Annotated in this window: 15 protein-coding genes and 2 tRNA genes; 14 read left to right on the forward strand and 3 right to left on the reverse strand. The window is 73.0% G+C overall.

What is annotated here, in order from left to right:
- Nucleotides 1–10 precede the first annotated feature (10 nt).
- From ACZ418_RS00350 to ACZ418_RS00370, 5 genes are all read left to right on the forward strand, one after another.
- On the forward strand, nt 11–904 hold the full coding sequence (locus tag ACZ418_RS00350; protein WP_468354587.1) for an FAD binding domain-containing protein: 894 nt from the start codon (nt 11–13) through the stop codon (nt 902–904).
- The gene (locus ACZ418_RS00355) at nt 901–2,922 is read left to right on the forward strand and encodes a (2Fe-2S)-binding protein (protein ID WP_468354590.1); all 2,022 of its coding nucleotides are present in this window, start codon (nt 901–903) and stop codon (nt 2,920–2,922) included. The genes ACZ418_RS00350 and ACZ418_RS00355 overlap by 4 nt, the downstream gene beginning before the upstream one ends.
- A complete protein-coding gene (locus ACZ418_RS00360) occupies nt 2,919–5,228 on the forward strand; it encodes a xanthine dehydrogenase family protein molybdopterin-binding subunit (protein WP_468354593.1) in 2,310 nt (769 codons plus the stop codon). Before ACZ418_RS00355 ends, ACZ418_RS00360 begins: the two co-directional genes overlap by 4 nt.
- Nucleotides 5,229–5,424: 196 nt before the next feature.
- A complete protein-coding gene (locus ACZ418_RS00365; protein WP_468354596.1) occupies nt 5,425–6,585 on the forward strand; it encodes an SUKH-4 family immunity protein in 1,161 nt (386 codons plus the stop codon).
- A 105-nt stretch (nt 6,586–6,690) separates the two neighbouring features.
- A complete protein-coding gene (locus ACZ418_RS00370) occupies nt 6,691–7,605 on the forward strand; it encodes a TRADD-N-associated membrane domain-containing protein (RefSeq protein ID WP_468354599.1) in 915 nt (304 codons plus the stop codon).
- An 81-nt stretch (nt 7,606–7,686) separates the two neighbouring features.
- On the opposite strand, the gene ACZ418_RS00375 is transcribed toward ACZ418_RS00370, so the two are convergent.
- Nucleotides 7,687–7,758 (reverse strand) — tRNA-Cys (locus tag ACZ418_RS00375).
- An 18-nt stretch (nt 7,759–7,776) separates the two neighbouring features.
- A tRNA-OTHER gene (locus ACZ418_RS00380) sits at nt 7,777–7,873 on the reverse strand.
- Nucleotides 7,874–8,049: 176 nt separating this feature from the next.
- Here ACZ418_RS00380 and ACZ418_RS00385 point away from each other — a divergent pair.
- From ACZ418_RS00385 to dapE, 7 genes are all read left to right on the forward strand, one after another.
- A complete protein-coding gene (locus tag ACZ418_RS00385) occupies nt 8,050–9,483 on the forward strand; it encodes an MFS transporter (RefSeq protein WP_468354602.1) in 1,434 nt (477 codons plus the stop codon).
- 49 nt (nt 9,484–9,532) lie between these two features.
- Complete coding sequence (locus tag ACZ418_RS00390) at nt 9,533–9,733, forward strand: hypothetical protein (RefSeq protein WP_468354605.1); 201 nt, start codon at nt 9,533–9,535, stop codon at nt 9,731–9,733.
- Complete coding sequence (locus ACZ418_RS00395; protein ID WP_468354608.1) at nt 9,730–10,104, forward strand: type II toxin-antitoxin system death-on-curing family toxin; 375 nt, start codon at nt 9,730–9,732, stop codon at nt 10,102–10,104. The genes ACZ418_RS00390 and ACZ418_RS00395 overlap by 4 nt, the downstream gene beginning before the upstream one ends.
- Nucleotides 10,105–10,221: 117 nt before the next feature.
- Nucleotides 10,222–12,021, forward strand: a complete 1,800-nt coding sequence (locus tag ACZ418_RS00400; protein WP_451551584.1) for a DEAD/DEAH box helicase — start codon at nt 10,222–10,224, stop codon at nt 12,019–12,021.
- Nucleotides 12,022–12,322: 301 nt separating this feature from the next.
- Nucleotides 12,323–12,964 carry an IclR family transcriptional regulator gene (locus ACZ418_RS00405; protein WP_468354615.1) on the forward strand — a complete coding sequence of 214 codons (642 nt, stop codon included), beginning with the start codon at nt 12,323–12,325 and terminating at the stop codon, nt 12,962–12,964.
- Nucleotides 12,965–13,165: 201 nt separating this feature from the next.
- Nucleotides 13,166–14,632: an amino acid permease gene (locus tag ACZ418_RS00410; RefSeq protein ID WP_468354618.1), complete on the forward strand. Its 1,467-nt coding sequence runs from the start codon at nt 13,166–13,168 to the stop codon at nt 14,630–14,632.
- Complete coding sequence (gene dapE / locus ACZ418_RS00415; protein WP_468354621.1) at nt 14,629–15,693, forward strand: succinyl-diaminopimelate desuccinylase; 1,065 nt, start codon at nt 14,629–14,631, stop codon at nt 15,691–15,693. The genes ACZ418_RS00410 and dapE overlap by 4 nt, the downstream gene beginning before the upstream one ends.
- Here the strand turns inward: dapE and ACZ418_RS00420 are convergent.
- A complete protein-coding gene (locus ACZ418_RS00420) occupies nt 15,674–17,341 on the reverse strand; it encodes a PucR family transcriptional regulator (protein WP_468354624.1) in 1,668 nt (555 codons plus the stop codon). The genes dapE and ACZ418_RS00420 overlap by 20 nt on opposite strands.
- Nucleotides 17,342–17,442: 101 nt before the next feature.
- On the opposite strand from ACZ418_RS00420, the gene ACZ418_RS00425 reads away from it, so the two are divergent.
- Complete coding sequence (locus tag ACZ418_RS00425) at nt 17,443–18,204, forward strand: chorismate synthase (RefSeq protein ID WP_468354627.1); 762 nt, start codon at nt 17,443–17,445, stop codon at nt 18,202–18,204.
- On the forward strand, nt 18,201–19,310 hold the full coding sequence (menC, locus tag ACZ418_RS00430) for an o-succinylbenzoate synthase (RefSeq protein ID WP_468354630.1): 1,110 nt from the start codon (nt 18,201–18,203) through the stop codon (nt 19,308–19,310). The genes ACZ418_RS00425 and menC overlap by 4 nt, the downstream gene beginning before the upstream one ends.
- Nucleotides 19,311–19,329: the final 19 nt, after the last annotated feature.

Raw genomic sequence — 19,329 nt, forward strand, 5'->3', positions numbered from 1 at the left:
GCAGCCGGTTTTGACCACGCACGCACCGCAGGCGGAGCAGGCCGTCACGCTGCCCACGACCCTGGACGAGGCCGTGGCGGCCCTCGCGGCCATGCCCACCGCCGTGCCCGTCGCGGGCGGCACCGACCTGATGGCCGCCGTCAACTCCGGCCAGCTCAGGCCCGCCGCCCTGGTGGGTCTCGGGCGGATCAGCGAGATCCGCGGCTGGCAGTACCAGGACGGCCACGCGCTGCTCGGCGCGGGCCTCACGCACGCGCGCATGGGCCGCCCCGACTTCGCGGCCCTGATCCCGGCGCTCGCCGCCGCCGCGCGCGCCGCGGGTCCGCCGCACATCCGCAACGCGGGCACCCTGGGCGGCAACATCGCCTCGGCCGCCCCCACCGGGGACGCGCTGCCGGTGCTGGCCGCCCTGGAGGCGACGCTGATCATCGCGGGCCCGGGCGGAGCCCGCCGCGAGGTCCCGGTGTCGCACCTGCTGGCCGGCATGGAGATGCTGCGCGGCGGTGAACTCATCGGCTACGTGCGCGTGCCGCTGCTGCACGCCCCGCAGGTCTTCCTGAAGGCGACCGGACGCACCGGCCCGGGCCGCGCACTGGCCTCCGTGGCCCTGGTCCTCGACCCCGCCCGGCGCGGAGTGCGGTGCGCCGTCGGTGCCATAGCGCCCATGCCGCTTAGGCCCCTGGAGGCCGAGCAGTGGGTCGCCCAGCTGATCGACTGGGACAACGACCGCGCGCTCGTCCCGGAGGCCCTGAACGCCTTCGGCGAGTACGTCGCCGCGGCCTGCATCCCGGACCCGGCACCGGAGCCCGACGGTTCCGTGGCCCCGCTTCCGCCCGCCGTACTGCATCTGCGGCGGACCGTCGCCGCACTGGCCCGACGAGCACTGGGGAGGGCGCTGTCGTGACCGACGACCAGCACGGACAGGGCACGCCCCAGGGCGGCGGACGCTGGGACCCGCTGCCCCAGGGCGACTACGACGACGGCGCCACCGCCTTCGTGAAGCTCCCCGAGGGCGGCATCGACGCCCTGCTGTCCGGCGACAGCCCGCTGGCCGCGCCGGGTCACGGCTATGTGCCGCCGCCGATAGCGGTCGCCCCCGGCACCGGCGACCCCGCCCAGGCCGGCACCTGGGCCGCGCCCGCGGGCGGCGCCGAGTGGCCCGACCCGAACGCCACGCCCCAGACGCAGGCCGCCGACGACCGGTTCACCTACAGCCCCGGCGCGACCCAGCACTGGACCTTCGAGGAGCCCGCGGCACCGGCCGCGTCCGGGCACGACGTCACCGGGCAGTGGTCGATTCCGGTCGCCGACGGTGATCTTCCGGATGAGTCGGGCGAGTTCACCACGTCGTCCCTGGTCGAGCAGTGGGGCGGCACTCCGCCGGCCACCCTGCCCGGCGGCGCGCCCGCGCCCTGGGCGACGGGGGAGGCGGGCCGCTCCTGGGACCGGTCCGCCGAGACCGGTCACACCGGCTTGCCCGACCACACCGACGCCCATCCGGCGGATGGTCCGGCCGGCCAGGCGGCGCCGGGGTACGCACCCGCACCGGACGAGCGGTACGGGCAGGGGCCGGCTGGTCACGAGGGGAACCAGGCGGGAGGAGCCGGCCGCGGGGACGCCGGGCAAGCGCCCGTCGGTCACGAGGACGGTCGGCGGGCCGGGGCCGCTGAGGGGCGCGTCGGGAGCCGCCGCGTCGAGGCCGGTCACCCCGGCGGGTTCGGTGAGTCCGCCGAGCCTGCCGAGTTCGACGAGTACGGGGAGTTCGGCGAGACCACGGAACCGGCGCGGCCCGGCGTGCCGAGCCGGTTCCCGGAGCAGCAGGGCGGGCCGGCGGCGGGAGCCGGGCCGGACAGCGACGGCCACGGCCCCGCGGAAGCCTCTGGGCGCCCCGCTGACGGCCCAGCAGTCCACGAGGGCCCCCCAGCCCGCGCCGACGTGCCACAGGCGGCCACAGCCCCCACAACGCCCACAAGCCGCGCCGGGGCTGACGCGGCGACGGCAGAGCACGCGGCATCGTGGACCCCGGCCTCCGCAGCCGTACCGGAGCATGCCGCCGACGCGCCCGAGGCCGCCGGGGCAGCCGGATCCGGCGCGGACGACGAGGGCGCCGCCGGGGACCGCGCGCCCCGGCCGCAGGAAGCCGCCGCCGAGGAACACGCTGAGCACACCGCCCCCCTCCCGCCGCACGACGACCACCCGCTCGCCTCCTACGTCCTGCGCGTCAACGGCGTCGACCGGCCCGTCACCGACGCCTGGATCGGCGAGTCGCTGCTGTACGTCCTGCGCGAGCGGCTCGGGCTCGCGGGCGCCAAGGACGGCTGCTCGCAGGGCGAGTGCGGGGCCTGCAACGTCCAGGTCGACGGCCGTATGGTCGCCTCCTGCCTGGTCCCGGCGGTCACCGCGGCCGGCAGCGAGGTGCGTACGGTCGAGGGCCTGGCCGCCGACGGACAGCCCTCCGACGTGCAGCGTGCGCTCGCCCGGTGCGGGGCCGTGCAGTGCGGTTTCTGCGTGCCCGGCATGGCGATGACCGTGCACGACCTGCTGGAGGGCAACCCCGCGCCGACCGAGCTGGAGACCCGGCAGGCGCTGTGCGGCAACCTGTGCCGCTGCTCCGGCTACCGGGGCGTTCTGGAGGCCGTCAAGGAGGTCGTCGCCGAACGCGAGGCCGCGCACGCCGCCGACGCCGGGACGGACGCGAACGAGGCCCGTATTCCCCACCAGGCGGGCCCCGGCTCCGGCGGCGTCAACCCCTCGGCGTTCGAGGCGCCCGGCGCGTTCGACACCCCGCAGGCCGCCCCCGGCGGCTACGCCGACACGCCGCCGTACGGCACACCCGACCCGTACGGCACACCGCCGCACGGCACCCCGGGACCGCACGGCCCGCACGACCCGCACTACGGCCAGGACGGAGGCCAGGCGTGAGCAACGAAGCCGCCACGGCGACGACCGCCGCGGAACCCGCCCCCGAGGCCGAGGCGTTGCCGCACGGCATCGGCGCCTCCCTGCCGCACGCCGACGCCCGCGCCAAGACCGAGGGCACCTTCCCGTACGCGGCCGACCTGTGGGCCGAGGGGCTGCTGTGGGCGGCCGTCCTGCGCTCCCCGCACGCGCACGCGCGCATCGTGTCCATCGACACCAGCCACGCGCGCGAGATGCCCGGCGTACGGGCCGTCGTCACGCACGAGGACGTGCCCGGCACCCCCCGCCACGGCCGGGGCACCCCCGACCGGCCGGTGTTCGCCTCCGAGGTCGTGCGGCACCACGGCGAGCCCATCGCGGCCGTCGCCGCCGACCACCCGGACACCGCGCGGATGGCCGCGGCGGCCGTCATCGTCGAGTACGAAGTACTCGACCCGGTCACCGACCCCGAGCAGGCCTTCGAGGCCGAGCCGCTGCACCCCGACGGCAACCTGATCCGGCACATCCCGCTCCGGCACGGCGACCCGGAGGCGGTCGGCGAGGTCGTCGTCGAGGGCCTGTACCGCATAGGGCGCCAGGACCCGGCCCCCATCGGCGCCGAGGCCGGCCTCGCCGTGCCGCGCCCCGACGGCGGGGTGGAGCTGTACCTGGCCTCCACCGACCCGCACTCCGACCGCAACACCGCCGCGGCCTGCTACGGCCTGTCCCCGGATCGGGTGAAGATCGTCGTCACCGGGGTGCCGGGCGCCACCGCCGACCGCGAGGACCAGGGCTTCCAGCTCCCGCTCGGCCTGCTCGCCCTGAAGACCGGCTGCCCGGTGAAGCTCACGGCGACCCGCGAGGAGTCCTTCCTCGGCCACGCCCACCGTCATCCGACGCTGCTCAGGTACCGCCACCACGCCGACGCCGAGGGCAGGTTGGTGAAGGTGGAGGCGCAGATCCTGCTGGACGCGGGCGCGTACGCCGACACCTCCTCCGACGCCCTGGCGGCCGCCGTCTCCTTCGCGTGCGGCCCGTACGTCGTCCCGAACGCCTTCATCGAGGGCTGGGCCGTGCGCACCAACAACCCGCCCTCCGGCCATGTGCGCGGCGAGGGCGCGATGCAGGTGTGCGCCGCCTACGAGGCCCAGATGGACAAGCTGGCCAAGAAACTCGGCCTGGATCCGGCCGAGGTGCGCCTGCGCAACGTCCTCGCGACCGGTGACGTCCTCCCGATCGGCCAGACGGTGACCTGCCCGGCGCCGGTGGCCGAACTCCTGCAGGCCGTCCGGGACTTCCCGCTCCCGGCCCTGCCCAAGGACACGCCCGAGGAGGAGTGGCTGCTGCCCGGCGGTCCCGAGGGCGCGGGCGAACCGGGCGCGGTGCGCCGGGGCGTCGGCTACGGCCTGGGCATGGTGCACATGCTCGGCGCGGAGGGCGCCGACGAGGTGTCCACGGCGACGGTCAAGGTCCACGACGGGGTCGCCACCGTGCTCTGCGCGGCCGTCGAGACCGGCCAGGGCTTCACCACCCTCGCCCGGCAGATCGTCCAGGAGACCCTCGGCATCGAGGAAGTCCACGTGGCGCCGGTCGACACCGACCAGCCGCCGGCCGGCGCGGGCTGCCGTGGCCGCCACACCTGGGTGTCGGGCGGCGCGGTGGAGCGCGCGGCGAAGATGGTCCGCACCCAGCTCCTGCAGCCGCTCGCGCACAAGTTCGGCATGTCGACGGAGCTGCTCCAGATCACCGACGGCAAGATCACGTCGTACGACGGCGTGCTGTCGACCACCGTCACCGAGGCGATGGACGGCAAGGAGCTGTGGGCGACGGCCCAGTGCCGACCGCACCCGACCGAGCCGCTGAACGCCTCCGGCCAGGGCGACGCCTTCGTGGGCCTGGCCTTCTGCGCGATCCGCGCGGTGGTGGACGTCGACATCGAGCTGGGCTCGGTGCGGGTGGTGGAGCTGTCGGTCGCCCAGGACGTGGGCCGGATCCTCAACCCCGCCCAGCTCACGGCCCGGATCGAGGCGGGCGTGACCCAGGGCGTCGGCATCGCGCTGACGGAGAACCTTCGTACGCCCCGTGGCCTGATCCGCCACCCCGACCTGACCGGATACGCCCTTCCGACCGCGCTGGACGCCCCGGACATCCGGATCGTCAAACTGGTCGAGGAACGGGACGTGGTCGCCCCCTTCGGGGCCAAGTCCGTCAGCGCGGTCCCGGTCGTGACGGCACCGGCCGCGATCGCCTCCGCGGTCCGCGCGGCCACCGGCCGCCCGGTCAACCGGCTCCCCATCCGGCCACAGGCTGCGGTGGTCACGGGACAGTGAGCGCCCGGAGGCTCAGGCCACGGCGGTGACGCTCCCCGCCCAGGCGCAACGCATCCCGGTGCCCCGACGTCCTTCCCGGTGAGGGCCGTTGTCAGTGGTGCGGCGTAGTGTTCCGAGCAGTGGGGGCACTCGCACTCACGGACTCACGTGCGGACCGACGCGCGTGGGCACCGACGGGGAAGATCGCGGGGGAGCGATGAGCACGACCGACGCCGGGGTTCCGGCGATCACGCTGACCGAGGCAGAGCTGGACCGCTATGTCACACACGGGCCGACGCGCGGCCTGCTCAGCGGTACCGGACTGCCCGCGGACACCGACCTGCTGACCTTCTCCCCGCTGCGCACGCACGGCCTGCGCACGCTCGCCGACGCCGCGGACGGCCCGTTCCGGGTGGCGGACGAGCTGAGGGACCGGCTGGTGATAGGCGAACTCCTCAACCCGGCGGGCATGGAGCGCGAGTCGATCCTGCTCGACGGCGGCACCGGCGAGCTGACGACGGCGTACCTGGTCGACCCGTCCGAGCCCCGCCCCTTCGCTCCCTCCCTGGCCACGCTGCTGCGCTTCGCCGCGGTCACCGAGGAACTGGCGGGCCTGCGCGGCCGTTTCGCGTCCCTGGCGGGTCAGTACGGCCCCAGGACGGCCGCCGAGGCGACCCGCCGTCTGCTCTCCCTCTTCGAGGAGGGCGCAGGCGGCGAGGTCCCGCCGTACTGGAAGGCGGCGGCGCTGATCCGTCCGCTCGCCCTCGTCGCCGGTCCCGGCACCGCCTCCGGCCTCACCCTGGACGTCCCCGCCCGCGTCCTGGACCAGGAGTTCGGACACGGCAGGGTGACCCGCTTCGAAGAGGTCGACTTCCCTTCGACCCTCACGCACGAGCCGACCCGGCGCTTCCTGCGCGAGACCGGGCTTCCGGAGGAGGCGGTCCTCTTCCACGCCGACACGGACGTCCCGCTGCCGACGCTCCGGGAGTACTTCACGGAGGAGCACGCCGGCGACTACCCCCTGGACGAACTCCCGGCCCACGCCGACCACTTGATCCGCCTGGGCCACCTCGTCGAGGACAACAGCCTGGTGGTCGACGGCAGAACGGGCGCGGTGCTGACCTTCAGCGAGCCGGAGGCCACGCTCTACCCCCTCAACACCGACGTCTCCACCCTCGCCTTCACGCTCTGGCTCCTCCACCACGAGCGCACCATCGACGAACACCTCGCCAACGAACTGACGACGGAAGCGTACGACCAACTGGCCGCGGCCATGATCCACACCCTGTCGGCCGTCGACCCCACGGGCACGGCCCCCGGCACCGACTGGCACTACTGGACGGAACTGTTCCAGGACGAGGCGGGCGGGGTGCTCTGAGGCACAGCGCTTCCTGAGCGGGGTCGGACACCTTCATGACCAGCTCTGGGTCACTTGCGCGAAACCGCTGGCCATGCCGACGAGTAGTTGCCATGCTGATCGACCATGTCGACCAGCGCTACCTCCGGCGGCAAGAGTCGCCTTCTGCCTTGGCTTGTCGGGGTAGGTGTCGCCGCCCTCGTAGTTGTGCAACTGCTGGCGTTGTTCCTTTCGCGGCAACTTGCCGACTACACCGCCGGCTACGTCAATCGCCATGGCTACACGCACACCTTGAAGGAGGTGTGGTGGTGGCTGCACTACGGAGGCCTGGTAGTGATGGCGGGTGTCGCAGCGGGTGTAATCACCTCCTGGTTCGGGCAGGTCGACAAACAGACCATTCAGGAAAGCCGCGAACGCGTACGCGCCGCAGAGCATGATCTGGAAGCGGCGCTGCTGGTCTCGCAAGAGCAGTTGGGCAGCGCAGCCCCTGCGGGCGATTCAGGTGATCTTAGGCTCGAGGATCCAAGTGACGCCGCTGAGTTGGCGATCGAGCTGGAGGGGATTCCGGCCCCGTCCCGCTTGACTTGGCCGCGCCTATGGGCCCTTACTCATTCTCGTTTGGAGCTGTACCACGACATCGCGACTGGTCAGGCGCGCAAATCATTTCGCAATGCGCAGGCGGCCATGGTCGTCGGCTTTGCGCTACTAGTCCTCTTCGTTGGTATTGCGTTGAATGCGAGTACGACGGCGGGGAGTGTCGTGGCTGGTGGCTTGGGGGCGGTGTCAGCGGCGCTCGCCGGATATGTGAGTCGCACGTTCGTGAAATCGCAGGAGGTTGCCGCCTCTCACTTGCGCGCCTACTTCGACCAGCCACTGGAGTTTTCCCGGTATTTGGCTGCTGAGCGACTGATCGCGGACGCGGGGCTGAGTCAGGAGCAGCGTGCTGCGGTGATGACCACGTTGATCCAGTCGATCGTTGTCGGACCGGGTGCGCCAGCCCAAGCGAATCCTGGTGGCCAAGAGCAGTCGCGGGCAAATTGAGACGCACGCTGAGATGGATGACCGAATGGGCGGCACCCTCCAGGGGTACCACCCATTTGCTTTACCTGGTCAGATATGCAGAGGCCGTGGCGGGATTCGAACCCACGTAACTCGCTTTGCAGGCGAGCCCCTGAACCACTCGGGCACACGGCCGTGTTGAGTTGTTGTTCTCGGCCGTGGCGGGAGTCGGACCCACGTGACTCCCCGCGAGCGGAGCTCGCTGATGGGCGCAGCGCAGGCGAGCCCTGAACCACTCGGGCACACGGCCGTGTTCGTGGAATGACGTTATGGCGCGGTGCTCCGCGGGCTCAAGGTGAATGGCGGTGCTGCAATACGACTGCCACACGGCGTTCATGAACGGCCCGGGGTGTACGACCAAGGTCGCAGCGTGAGCGGGACTTCCGACAGGGGTCAAACCGTGCTGTGCGCCTTACTCTGGCGGCCATGAGTGCCCTTGAGTCGCGTGATGCCGATGTCGTGAGCCCCGTCGAGCAGGGCGACGGTGTGCTGAGCCGGGCCTACCGGGCGCTCAGTGTCGGGATCGTGTCCGTCGTGCTGCTGATCGCCTTCGAGGCGACCGCCGTCGGCACCGCCATGCCGGTCGCCGCGCGGGAGCTGGACGGCGTGGCCCTGTACGCGTTCGCCTTCTCCGGGTACTTCACGACCAGCCTGTTCGGCATGGTGCTGGCCGGCCAGTGGTCCGACCGGCGAGGGCCGCTCGGGGCGCTGACCACGGGGATCGGGGCCTTCGCCGCCGGACTCGTCGTCGCCGGGACCGCGCAGGTCATGTGGGTGTTCATCCTCGGCCGGGCCGTGCAGGGACTCGGCGGCGGACTGGTCATCGTCGCGCTGTACGTCGTCGTCGGCCGCGCCTACCCCGAGCGGCTGCGCCCCGCGATCATTGCGGCGTTCGCGGCCTCCTGGGTCGTACCGTCCGTCGTCGGCCCGCTCGCCTCCGGTGCCGTCACCGAGCACCTCGGCTGGCGCTGGGTCTTCCTCGGCATCCCGGTCCTCGTCGTCTTCCCGCTCGCCCTCGCCCTGCCGCAGATACGGCGGAGGGCGGCGGGCCCGGTGGACGAGGAGACCGGCGCCCTCGCTTTCGACCGGCGGCGGATCCGGCTCGCCCTCGGCATCTCCCTAGGCGCGGGCCTGTTGCAGTACGCCGCGCAGGACCTGCGCCCCCTGTCCCTGCTCCCGGGGCTGGCCGGCACCGCCCTGCTCGTTCCCGCCGTCCTCGGTCTCCTCCCGCGCGGCACCTACCGGGCGGCCCGCGGCCTGCCCTCCGTCGTGCTGCTGCGCGGGCTGTCCGCCGGTTCCTTCATCGCCGCCGAGTCCTTCGTGCCGCTGATGCTGGTCAGCCAGCGCGGGCTGTCGCCGATGCTCGCCGGGTTCTCGCTGGCGGCGGGCGGCGGCACCTGGGCGCTGGGCTCCTGGGTGCAGTCCCGGCCGCGCGTGCGGCCGTACCGGGAGCGGCTGATGACCGTCGGCATGGTGCTGGTCGCCGCCGCGATCACGGCCGCGCCCAGCGTGCTCCTGCACTCGGTGCCCGTCTGGACCGTCGCCGTCGCCTGGGCCTTCGGCTGTTTCGGCATGGGCCTGGTGATCTCCTCCACCAGCGTGCTCCTGCTGAAGCTGTCCGCCCCGGAGGAGGCCGGCGCCAACTCCGCCGCACTTCAGATCTCCGACGCCTTCTCCAACGTCGTCCTCCTCGCCGCGACCGGCGCCGCCTTCGCCACCCTGGGCGGCGGCAGCGCGGCGGCCGGCACGGCCACGGCCACCGACGGCACCCACCCCGCCGCCTTCGCCGCCGTGTTCCTGCCGATGGCGGGGGTGGCGTTGGCGGGGGCCTGGGTGACAACCCGACTGAGGGCGCGATGACCTGGGAAATCCGGTCGCCGGGCGGCCTGTCGCACCCTAGCCTTCCCGCATGTCCGAGCTGATCCTCTCCCTCGACCTCGCCACCCGGCGGGCGCTGGACGACCTCGCCGACGCCTCCGGCCGCCGGATCGACGAGGTCGTCCTGGCGGCCGTGCACCGGTATCTGCACGAGGAGCAGGCGATCGTCCGCGCCCATGCCGAGCGCCTCGCCCGCAGCCACGCCGAACTGCTGCGGAGGCTGGGCGAATGAGCCGCCATCTCACCGTCGCCGAGGTCACCGCCGTCGCCGAGATCGCCTTCGGCGGCCGGCCGCCCGAGGCACGCGAGCCGGGACTGCTGGACTCCGCCGTGCACCGGCCGCGGTCCCGGATGTTCGGTACGGCCGCCTACGAGGACCTGTACGAGCAGGCCGCCGCCCTGCTGCACGCCCTCGCCGCCAACCACCCCCTGGTCGACGGCAACAAGCGCACCGCGTGGCTGGCCACCGCCACCTTCCTCGCCGTCAACGGTGTGGATCTCGCGGACGCCGACCAGGACACCGCGTACGACCTGGTCATCGATGTGGCCTCCGGTGACCTCGGTGATGTCGGGGTGATCGCGGGGCGGCTGCGGCGGCTGTGACGTGGCTCCCACCCACGGGGGACCCGGCCTCGTTCGCGCGTTGACACCACCGGGGCGCCGGTAGGGTGGCCCGGTTGTCATACGTAGCCGAGCGCCCAGCCCCAATAAACGGAGACCGTGACTACCACCGCCGCTTCCTCCGCTCACTCCCACCATCTGTCGCCCGCCTTCCCGGGCCGCGCGCCCTGGGGTACCGCCAGCAAGCTGCGTGCCTGGCAGCAGGGGGCGATGGAGAAGTACATCCAGGAGCAGCCGCGTGACTTCCTCGCCGTCGCCACGCCCGGCGCCGGCAAGACCACCTTCGCGCTGACGCTGGCCTCCTGGCTGCTGCACCACCACGTCGTGCAGCAGGTGACCGTGGTCGCGCCGACCGAGCACCTGAAGAAGCAGTGGGCCGAGGCGGCCGCGAGGATAGGGATCAAGCTCGATCCCGAGTACAGCGCGGGGCCCCTCGGCCGGGAGTACGACGGCGTCGCCGTCACGTACGCCGGTGTCGGTGTGCGGCCCATGCTGCACCGCAACCGGGTCGAGCAGCGCAAGACCCTCGTCATCCTCGACGAGATCCACCACGCCGGTGACTCCAAGTCCTGGGGCGAGGCCTGCCTGGAGGCGTTCGAGCCCGCCACGCGCCGGCTCGCCCTGACCGGTACACCCTTCCGCTCCGACACCAACCCCATCCCCTTCGTGACGTACGAGGAGGACAACGCGGGCATCCGGCGCTCCGCCGCCGACTACACGTACGGCTACGGGTCCGCCCTGTCGGACGGGGTCGTGCGGCCCGTCATCTTCCTCTCCTACAGCGGCAACATGCGCTGGCGCACGAAGGCCGGCGACGAGGTGGCCGCCCGGCTCGGCGAGCCGATGACCAAGGACGCGGTCAGCCAGGCCTGGCGTACGGCGCTCGATCCGCGCGGTGACTGGATGCCCAGCGTGCTGCGCGCCGCCGACCAGCGGCTGACCGAGGTCAGGAAGGCCATCCCGGACGCCGGTGCCCTCGTCATCGCCTCCGACCAGGACTCCGCGCGCGCCTACGCCAAGCTGATCCGGGAGATCACCGGTACCAAGGCCACGCTCGTGCTGTCGGACGACGCGGGCGCCTCGAAGAAGATCGACGAGTTCAGCGACAGCAACGACCGGTGGATGGTCGCGGTGCGCATGGTGTCCGAGGGCGTGGACGTGCCCCGGCTCGCGGTCGGCGTGTACGCGACGACGATCTCCACCCCCCTCTTCTTCGCTCAGGCCGTCGGGCGTTTCGTACGGTCCCGGCGCCGCGGCGAGACCGCGTCCGTGTTCCTCCCGACCGTGCCCGACCTGCTGACCTTCGCAAACGAGATGGAGAAGGAACGGGACCACGCCCTCGACAAGCCGAAGAAGGAGGGCGAGGAGGACCCGTACGCCGAATCCGAGAAGGAGATGGAGGAGGCGAACAAGCAGCAGGACGAGGACACCGGCGAGCAGGACATGCTGCCCTTCGAGGCGCTGGAGTCCGACGCCGTCTTCGACCGGGTGCTGTACGACGGCGCCGAGTTCGGTATGCAGGCGCACCCGGGGAGCGAGGAGGAGCAGGACTACCTCGGCATTCCGGGCCTGCTGGAGCCCGAGCAGGTGCAGCTGCTGCTGCAGAAGCGGCAGGCCCGGCAGATCGCGCACAGCCGCAAGAAGCCGGACAGCGAGGCCGATCTGCTGGAGCTGCCCGCCGAGCGGCGGCCGGTGGTCAGCCACAAGGAGATGATGGAGCTGCGCAAGCAGCTCAACACGATGGTCAGCGCGTACGTCCACCAGAGCGGCAAGCCGCACGGGGTGATCCACACCGAGCTGCGCCGGGTCTGCGGCGGGCCGCCCAGCGCGGAGGCCACGGCGGGGCAGCTGCGGCAGCGGATCGCCAAGGTGCAGGAGTGGGCGACCCGGATGAGGTGACCGTTCACCCGCGTGTCAGTTCCTGGGGCCTGTGCGTATCCGGACGAATTCAGGCAGGCTGGAACTGGCCTTGCCCGGATTCTGGACGGAGACTTCCGCTCAGCGAACCTGCTTCGCTACTGTCCCGCTACGCACACGCCCCGTGGCAGCGCCGCCGCGGAGCGCAGCCGTGAAGCGACATGGCCCGGAGCCGCCGGGCGTCCTGCCGATCGGCGGCCTCTGAAGCGCGTCGCCGACGGGACTCGGCGACGCATCCGCCGCTCAGGGGTCCGCCGACCTCACCGCCGAAGGAGTGGGCGTCGTGACCGCGGAGACCTCTCAGACGCTCGATCGGGGACTGCGTGTCCTCAAGCTGCTGGCCGACACCGACCACGGGCTGACCGTCACGGAGTTGTCCACAAAACTGGGCGTGAACCGTACCGTGGTGTACCGGTTGCTCGCCACGCTGGAGCAGCACGCGCTCGTCCGGCGTGACTTGGGCGGGCGAGCCCGGGTCGGGCTCGGGGTGCTGCGGCTCGGCCGGCAGGTCCATCCGCTGGTGCGGGAGGCCGCGTTGCCGGCGCTGCGGTCGCTCGCCGAGGACATCGGGGCGACGGCGCATCTGACGCTGGTGGACGGGACGGAGGCGCTGGCCGTCGCCGTGGTCGAGCCGACGTGGACCGACTATCACGTGGCGTATCGCGCCGGGTTCCGGCATCCGCTGGACCGCGGGGCGGCCGGCAAGGCGATCCTCTCCGCGCGGCTGTCGCCGTCCGCGGATCCCGGGTACACCCTCACGCACGGGGAACTGGAGGCCGGGGCGAGTGGGGCCGCGGCACCGCTGGTGGGGGTCACCGGTGTCGAGGGCAGCGTGGGCGTCGTGATGCTGGCGGACTCCGTGCCGGAACGGGTCGGGCCGAGGGTGGTGGAGGCGGCCCGGGAGGTCGCCGAGGCCCTGCGCTGACCAGCTGAGGAGCGCCCCGAAGGGGGGCGGGGGAACTGTGTGGGCAACCCGCCACGCACCCGCACCCGGCACACGACCGCCGGCACCGTTTGCTCACCCGGCCAAACAGCCACCCGTACCTTTGGCCGATCCGCACACCCCGCCACCTCTCCCCCTCCGCATCATCAAGGGCCATACACCCGAGGCGGAGGGAACAGCGCGGTGGACACAGTGGGCACGCGGCCGGAGGCCGCAGCACAAGAAGCAAACAGCACACGTCGGCTCACCCGGCGCCAGCCGGTGCAACGCCTCGTCGGGGAAGCCGCCGGCAGCCCCCTCAGGCGGACCATGGGCGTGGCCCAGCTGACGCTGCTCAGCGTGGGCGCCACCCTCGGCACCGGCATCTTCGTGGTGCTCGGACAGGCCGTGCCGGAGGCGGGACCTGCCATCGTCGTCTCCTTCGTCCTCGCCGGCGTCACCGCCCTGTTCTCGGCGCTGTCGTACGCCGAGCTGGCCGGCATGATCCCCGGCTCCGGGTCCTCGTACAGCTACGCCTACGCCACCCTCGGCGAGCTGGTCGCCTGGGTCTGCGGCTGGTGCCTGATCCTGGAGTACGGGGTGTCGGTCGCCGCCGTCGCCGTGGGCTGGGGACAGTACGTCAACGAGTTGCTCCAGCTCACCTTCGGCGTCACGCTGCCCGACTCGCTCAGCGCGCCGCCCGGGGCCGGGGGCACCCTCAACATCCCCGCCGCCCTCATCGTCGTACTCGCCATGGTCGTCCTGCTCCGCGGGGCCAAGGAGAGCGCCGTCGCCAACACCATCATGGTCGGCATCAAGATCGCGGCCCTCGTGCTGTTCTGCGCCGTGGCCTTCACCGCCTTCCGGGCCGGGAACTTCCACCCCCTCTTCCCGCTCGGTGCCGCCGGCATGAGCGCCGGAGCCGCCTCGCTCTTCTTCTCCTACATCGGGTTCGACGCCGCCTCCACCGCAGGTGAGGAGGCACGCAACCCGCAGAAGGACCTGCCGCGCGCCATCATCCTGTCCCTCCTCCTCGTCACCGCCCTGTACGTGCTCGTCGCCGTCGCCGCGCTCGGTGCCATGCCGTGGAAGCAGTTCGCGGGGACCGAGGCCACGCTCAGCGAGGTGCTCGTGCGGTCCGTCGGCGGCGGGAACCTGTGGCCGATCCTGCTGTCCATCGGCGCGGTCGTCGCCACCACCAGCGTGGTGCTCACCGTGCAGTACGGCCAGATCCGCATCCTCTTCGCCATGGCCCGGGACGGGCTCGTGCCGCCCCTGTTCGCCAAGGTCCACCCGCGCACCGGCGTACCCCGCGCCAACACCGTGATCGTGTCCGGATTCATCGCGGTACTCGCCGCCCTGGTCCCGCTCGGCAGCCTCGCCGACGCCACCAGCATCGGCACCCTCTTCGCGTTCATGCTGGTCAACCTGGCGGTCGTACTGCTGCGCCGGCGCAGCCCCGGCATCCCGCGCTCCTTCCGGGTGCCGTTCTCGCCCGTCACGCCCCTGCTCGGCGTCGTCTTCTGCGTCTACATGCTGGGCAGCCTGGGCACCGACACCTGGATCGCCTTCGGGGCATGGATGGCGGCCGGGCTCGTCATCTACGGCCTCTACGGCATCCGGTACTCCAAGCTCAACGGCCCCCAGGGTCCCCGGGAGGACCTCGCATGACCACCCCCGCCCCCCTCGACCTCACCGCCGACGTCGTCACCCTCACCCGTGCCCTCGTCGACCTGCCCTCCGAGAGCGGGCGGGAGGCGGAGATCGCGGACGCCGTCGAGGAAGCCCTGCGCGCCCTGTCCCACCTCACCGTCGACCGGATCGGCAACTCCGTCGTCGCCCGCACCCACCTCGGGCGCGGTGAACGGGCCCTGATCGCCGGGCACCTGGACACCGTTCCGGCCGCCGGGAACCTCCCCTCCCGGCTCGCCGACGACCGCGTGCACGGGCTCGGCGCCTGCGACATGAAAGGCGGCGTGGCGGTGGCGCTCCGGCTCGCCGCCACCGTTCCGACGCCCGTGCGAGACCTGACGTACGTCTTCTACGAGTGCGAGGAGGTGGAAGGGGACCGGAACGGGCTCGCCCGTATCGGAGCCGAGCGGCCCGAGCTGCTCGCCGACGCCGGGCTCGCCATCCTCATGGAACCCTCCGACGCGGGCGTGGAGGCCGGCTGCCAGGGCATCCTCACCGCCGACATCGTGGTCAAGGGCGCCCGCGCCCACACCGCCCGTGCCTGGCAGGGCGTCAACGCCGCCCACCGGGCCGGCCGGGTCCTGACGCGGCTCGACGAGCACCGGCCCGAACGGCTCCTCGTCGACGGGCTGGAGTACCGGGAGGGGCTCAGCGCCGTCGCCGTACGGGCCGGGGTCGCCGGGAACGTGGTGCCGGACGAGTGTGTCGTCACCGTCAACTGCCGTTTCGCGCCGAGCCGTTCACCCGAGGAGGCCGAGGCGTACGTGCGCTCGCTCTTCCCCGAGTACGAGGTGCGCGTCACCGAGGTCGTCGGCGGTGCCCTGCCGCACCTGGACCGGGTCGGCGGGCTCGTCGCCGCACTCGGTGCCGAGCCGCGGCCCAAGCTCGGCTGGACGGACGTCGCCCGGTTCGCCGCGCTGGGCGTGCCCGCGCTCAACTACGGCCCCGGGGACCCCTCCCTCGCCCACACGGCGGGGGAGTACGTCCCCGTGGAGCACCTTCGGCGGTGCGAGGACCGGCTCAGGCAGTGGCTCCTCTGAGCCCCGCCAGCACCCGCAACTGAAGCCAGAGCACCAGCCGTTCGTCGGGGTCGTCCAGGTCGACCCCGGCGTGCTGCTGGAGCTGCCGGAGGCGGTAGCGGCAGGTGTTCGGGTGCACGGCGAGGAGCTTCGCCGCGCCCGCCATGTCGCAGCCCGCGTCGAACCAGCAGACCAGCGTTTGGGCGTACTCCGTGCCGTGCACGGCGTCGTACGCCAGCACCCGGCGCCACGCGCCCGCGCTCAACTCCCGTCGTTCGCCCATCACTTCGGCCAGCCGCAGCAGCGTCACCCGGGGCCGTACCTCGTCCACGACCGCCACCGGCAGGTCGGCGTCCAGCACCCGCAGCACCAGATCCGCGTCCGCCCGTGAGTCCGCGAGCCCCGCCGCGTCCGGCACGACCTCGCCGAGCGCCGCCCGCACCGGCACCCGCAGCGCCTGCCCGGCCCGCGCCACGATGTCCTCGGCCAGCCGCTTGTGGCTGTGTTCATTTGTTCGCCGCAGGGGCGCTCCAGCCGGTGCCGAGCGGCCGGCCGTGCTCACCCCTTCGGGCCTCCGCGCGCCCGCCCGCTCGACACCGGCGCGCCCCTGCTCGCGGGCTCCCGGACCGGGCAGCACCGCGTACACCACCCCGTCCACCAGCACGCCCGCGTGCCGCCCGTAGCGCGCCTCGCACTGCAGCCGTACGACGTCCAGCAGGCGCAGCGCCGTGCGCTCGGCGTCCGGGACGCTCGCGGCGGAGTCCAGTACGAAGGCCGCCACCCGGGCGGGACCGGCGAGGCCCAGGCGCTCGGCGGCCGTGGCCGGGTCCGGCGCCGTGCCGTCCAGCAGCCGGCGCAGCAGCTCGCTGCCCCGGTGCCGGGCCAGTTCGCGGGCGGCGCGCGCCCGCAGCAGGAGCAGGGCGGCGGTGGAGGTGCCCTGGGCGAGGGTGTCCTCGGCGTCCGGGGCGAGCGAGCCGCCGTCGATCACCCACACCGAGCCGAGCGTCTCCCCGCCGGCCCGTACCGGCATCGCCAGGCGGGGCAGCTCCCCGTCGGTCAGCGCGGGCAGCCGGATCGGGCGGTCGGCCGCGAACAGCCGGCGGTACTGCTCGGTGTTCTGCGCGCTGGCCGGCACCTGCCGGCCGAGGATGCCCTGCCGGCGGTCCTCGTCCATCGGCTGACCGGGAACGGTGGAGTAGGCGAGGATCCGCTGCCGTGGGTCCTCGATGGCGGTGGCCCCGCCGGTCGCCGTCGCGATCGCGTCGGCCAGCGCGAACAGGTCGCCGAGCCCGGTGTCGGAGGGCACGGCGGCGGGCTGGGCGGCGATGGCCGAAGCCAGCAGCAGATGGACGTGGTGCCAGGCGGCGTCCTCGGCGACCGACAGCAGGGCCACGCCGTGCTCCTCCGCCTGCGCGACCGGGCCGTCCGCGCCGCGCACCACCACCCCGGCCAGCCCGGCCTCGGCCGCCGCCCGCAGCAGCGGCCCGGACTCCGCCGCCGGCACGCCCACCGCGAGCAGCAGCGCGCCGGGCTGCCGGGGGAGTGGGCTGCGGCCGTCGTGGAGGACCACCTCGGTCACCGGTACGGCCTGCCCGGCGGGGGCCGTGTGCAGGCGCAGAGCGGGCCCGCCGACGACATCCAGGAGGTCACCGAGCGTGCAGGTGTCCATGAGGGTCTCCAGCGGACTGTTGGCGGATGGTGAAACGAACGTACGTGTGCGTTGGCTGCTCGCACAACACACGCGGAGCCGACTCCTCCGAGACTCGTGCCATGACAGCAGGAGTCACCATCCGTACCGTCCACGACGTCGCCTCCCTCGCGGCGGTGGCCGACTACTTCAGCGACGTCTGGCAGACGCCCCGTACCGCCCCGCCCTACCCGGCCGAGGTCCTGCACAGCCTGGTGCACGCGGGCGGCGCGGTGCACGCCGCGTACGACGGGCAGCGGCTCGCCGGTGCGTCCGTCGCCGTCCTCGGCGCCGACCGCGGCACGTACTCGCTGGTCGCCGCCGCCGACCGGGGGCTCGGGCACGCCGTGAAGCTGGCCCAGCGCGACTGGGCCCTCGGCCTGGGCGCCCGCACCATGCGCTGGACCTTCGACCCGCTGGTCGGCCGCAACGCCCGCTTCAACCTGGTCAAGCTGGGCGCCACCGGCACGGAGTACCTGGTCGACTTCTACGGCCCGATGACCGACGGCGTGAACGACGGCGATGAGAGCGACCGGCTGACGGTGACGTGGGACCTCGGCACGGACCCGGGCACGCCCGCGACGTCGTACGACCTCGTACCCCGCGGACCCGTCACCGCCACCGCCCCCGACGGCGGCCCCCTCGCCCGCCGCGACGAGCGCCACCTCTGGTGCCGGGTGCCGGAGGACGTCGTCAAGCTGCGCGCCGCCGACCCGGCGCTGGCGCTGCGCTGGCGGCACGCGGTGCGCGAGGTGCTGCTGACGGCCTTCGAGGACGGGTTCAGGGCGACCGGGATGTCCCGCGACGGCTGGTACACCCTCACCAGCGAGGGGGTCACGGCGTGAAGCTCGAACGCGTCGAGATCGTGCACGTGGCGATCCCGCTGGTCACCCCGTTCCGTACGTCCTTCGGAACGATGACGACGAAGGACACCTTCCTGCTGCACGTCGTCACGGACTCCGCCGAGGGCTGGTCGGAGTTCGCCGCCGACCCCGAGCCGCTGTACTGCTCGGAGTTCGTCGCCGGCGCCGAGATCGTGCTGCGCGACTTCCTGATCCCGCGCGTGGCGGCGCTGGGGGAGGTCACGACCGCCGCCCTCGCCCCGGCCGTGGCGAAGATCAAGGGGCACGAGCTGGCGAAGGCGGCCCTGGAGACGGCGCTGCTGGACGCCGAGCTGCGGTCGTACGGCATGTCGCTCGCGACCTGTCTGGGCGCGGTACGGGACCGGGTGCCCGCCGGGGTGTCGGTCGGCATCAAGAACTCGGTGCCGGAGCTGCTGGACGACGTCGAGCGCTATCTCGCCGAGGGGTACGTCCGCATCAAGCTCAAGATCGAGCCGGGCTGGGACGTGGAGCCGGTACGGGCGGTCCGCGACCGCTTCGGCGACGCCCTGCCCCTCCAGGTCGACGCCAACACCGCCTACACCCTCGCGGACGCCGAGCACCTGCGGCGCCTGGACGACTTCGGGCTGCTGCTGATCGAGGAGCCGCTGGAGGAGAACAACCTGCACGCCCACGCCCAGCTGCAGAAGCGCCTGCGCACCCCCGTCTGCCTGGACGAGTCCCTGCACCACGCCTCCGACACCGCCGCCGCGATCGCGATGGACGCCTGCCGGGTGGTGAACGTCAAGCCCGCCCGGGTCGGCGGCTACCTGGAGGCCCGCCGGGTCCACGACGTGGCGCACGCGCACGGCGTCCCGGTGTGGTGCGGCGGCATGCTGGAGACGGGCATCGGCCGCGCCCCCAACCTCGCCCTGGCCGCCCTCCCCGGCTTCACCCTGCCCGGGGACACCTCCGCCTCCTCCCGCTACTTCGCCGAGGACATCACGGAGCCCTTCGTGCTCCAGGACGGCCATCTGCCGGTCCCGACCGGCCCCGGGATCGGCATCGAGCCCCTTCCGGAGGCCCTGCGCCGTTTCACCCGGGAGCGACGGGACCTGTACGGGGCATAAGGCACAGCTGCTGGTCACG

The organism is Streptomyces sp. NPDC030820 (genome assembly GCF_055572075.1).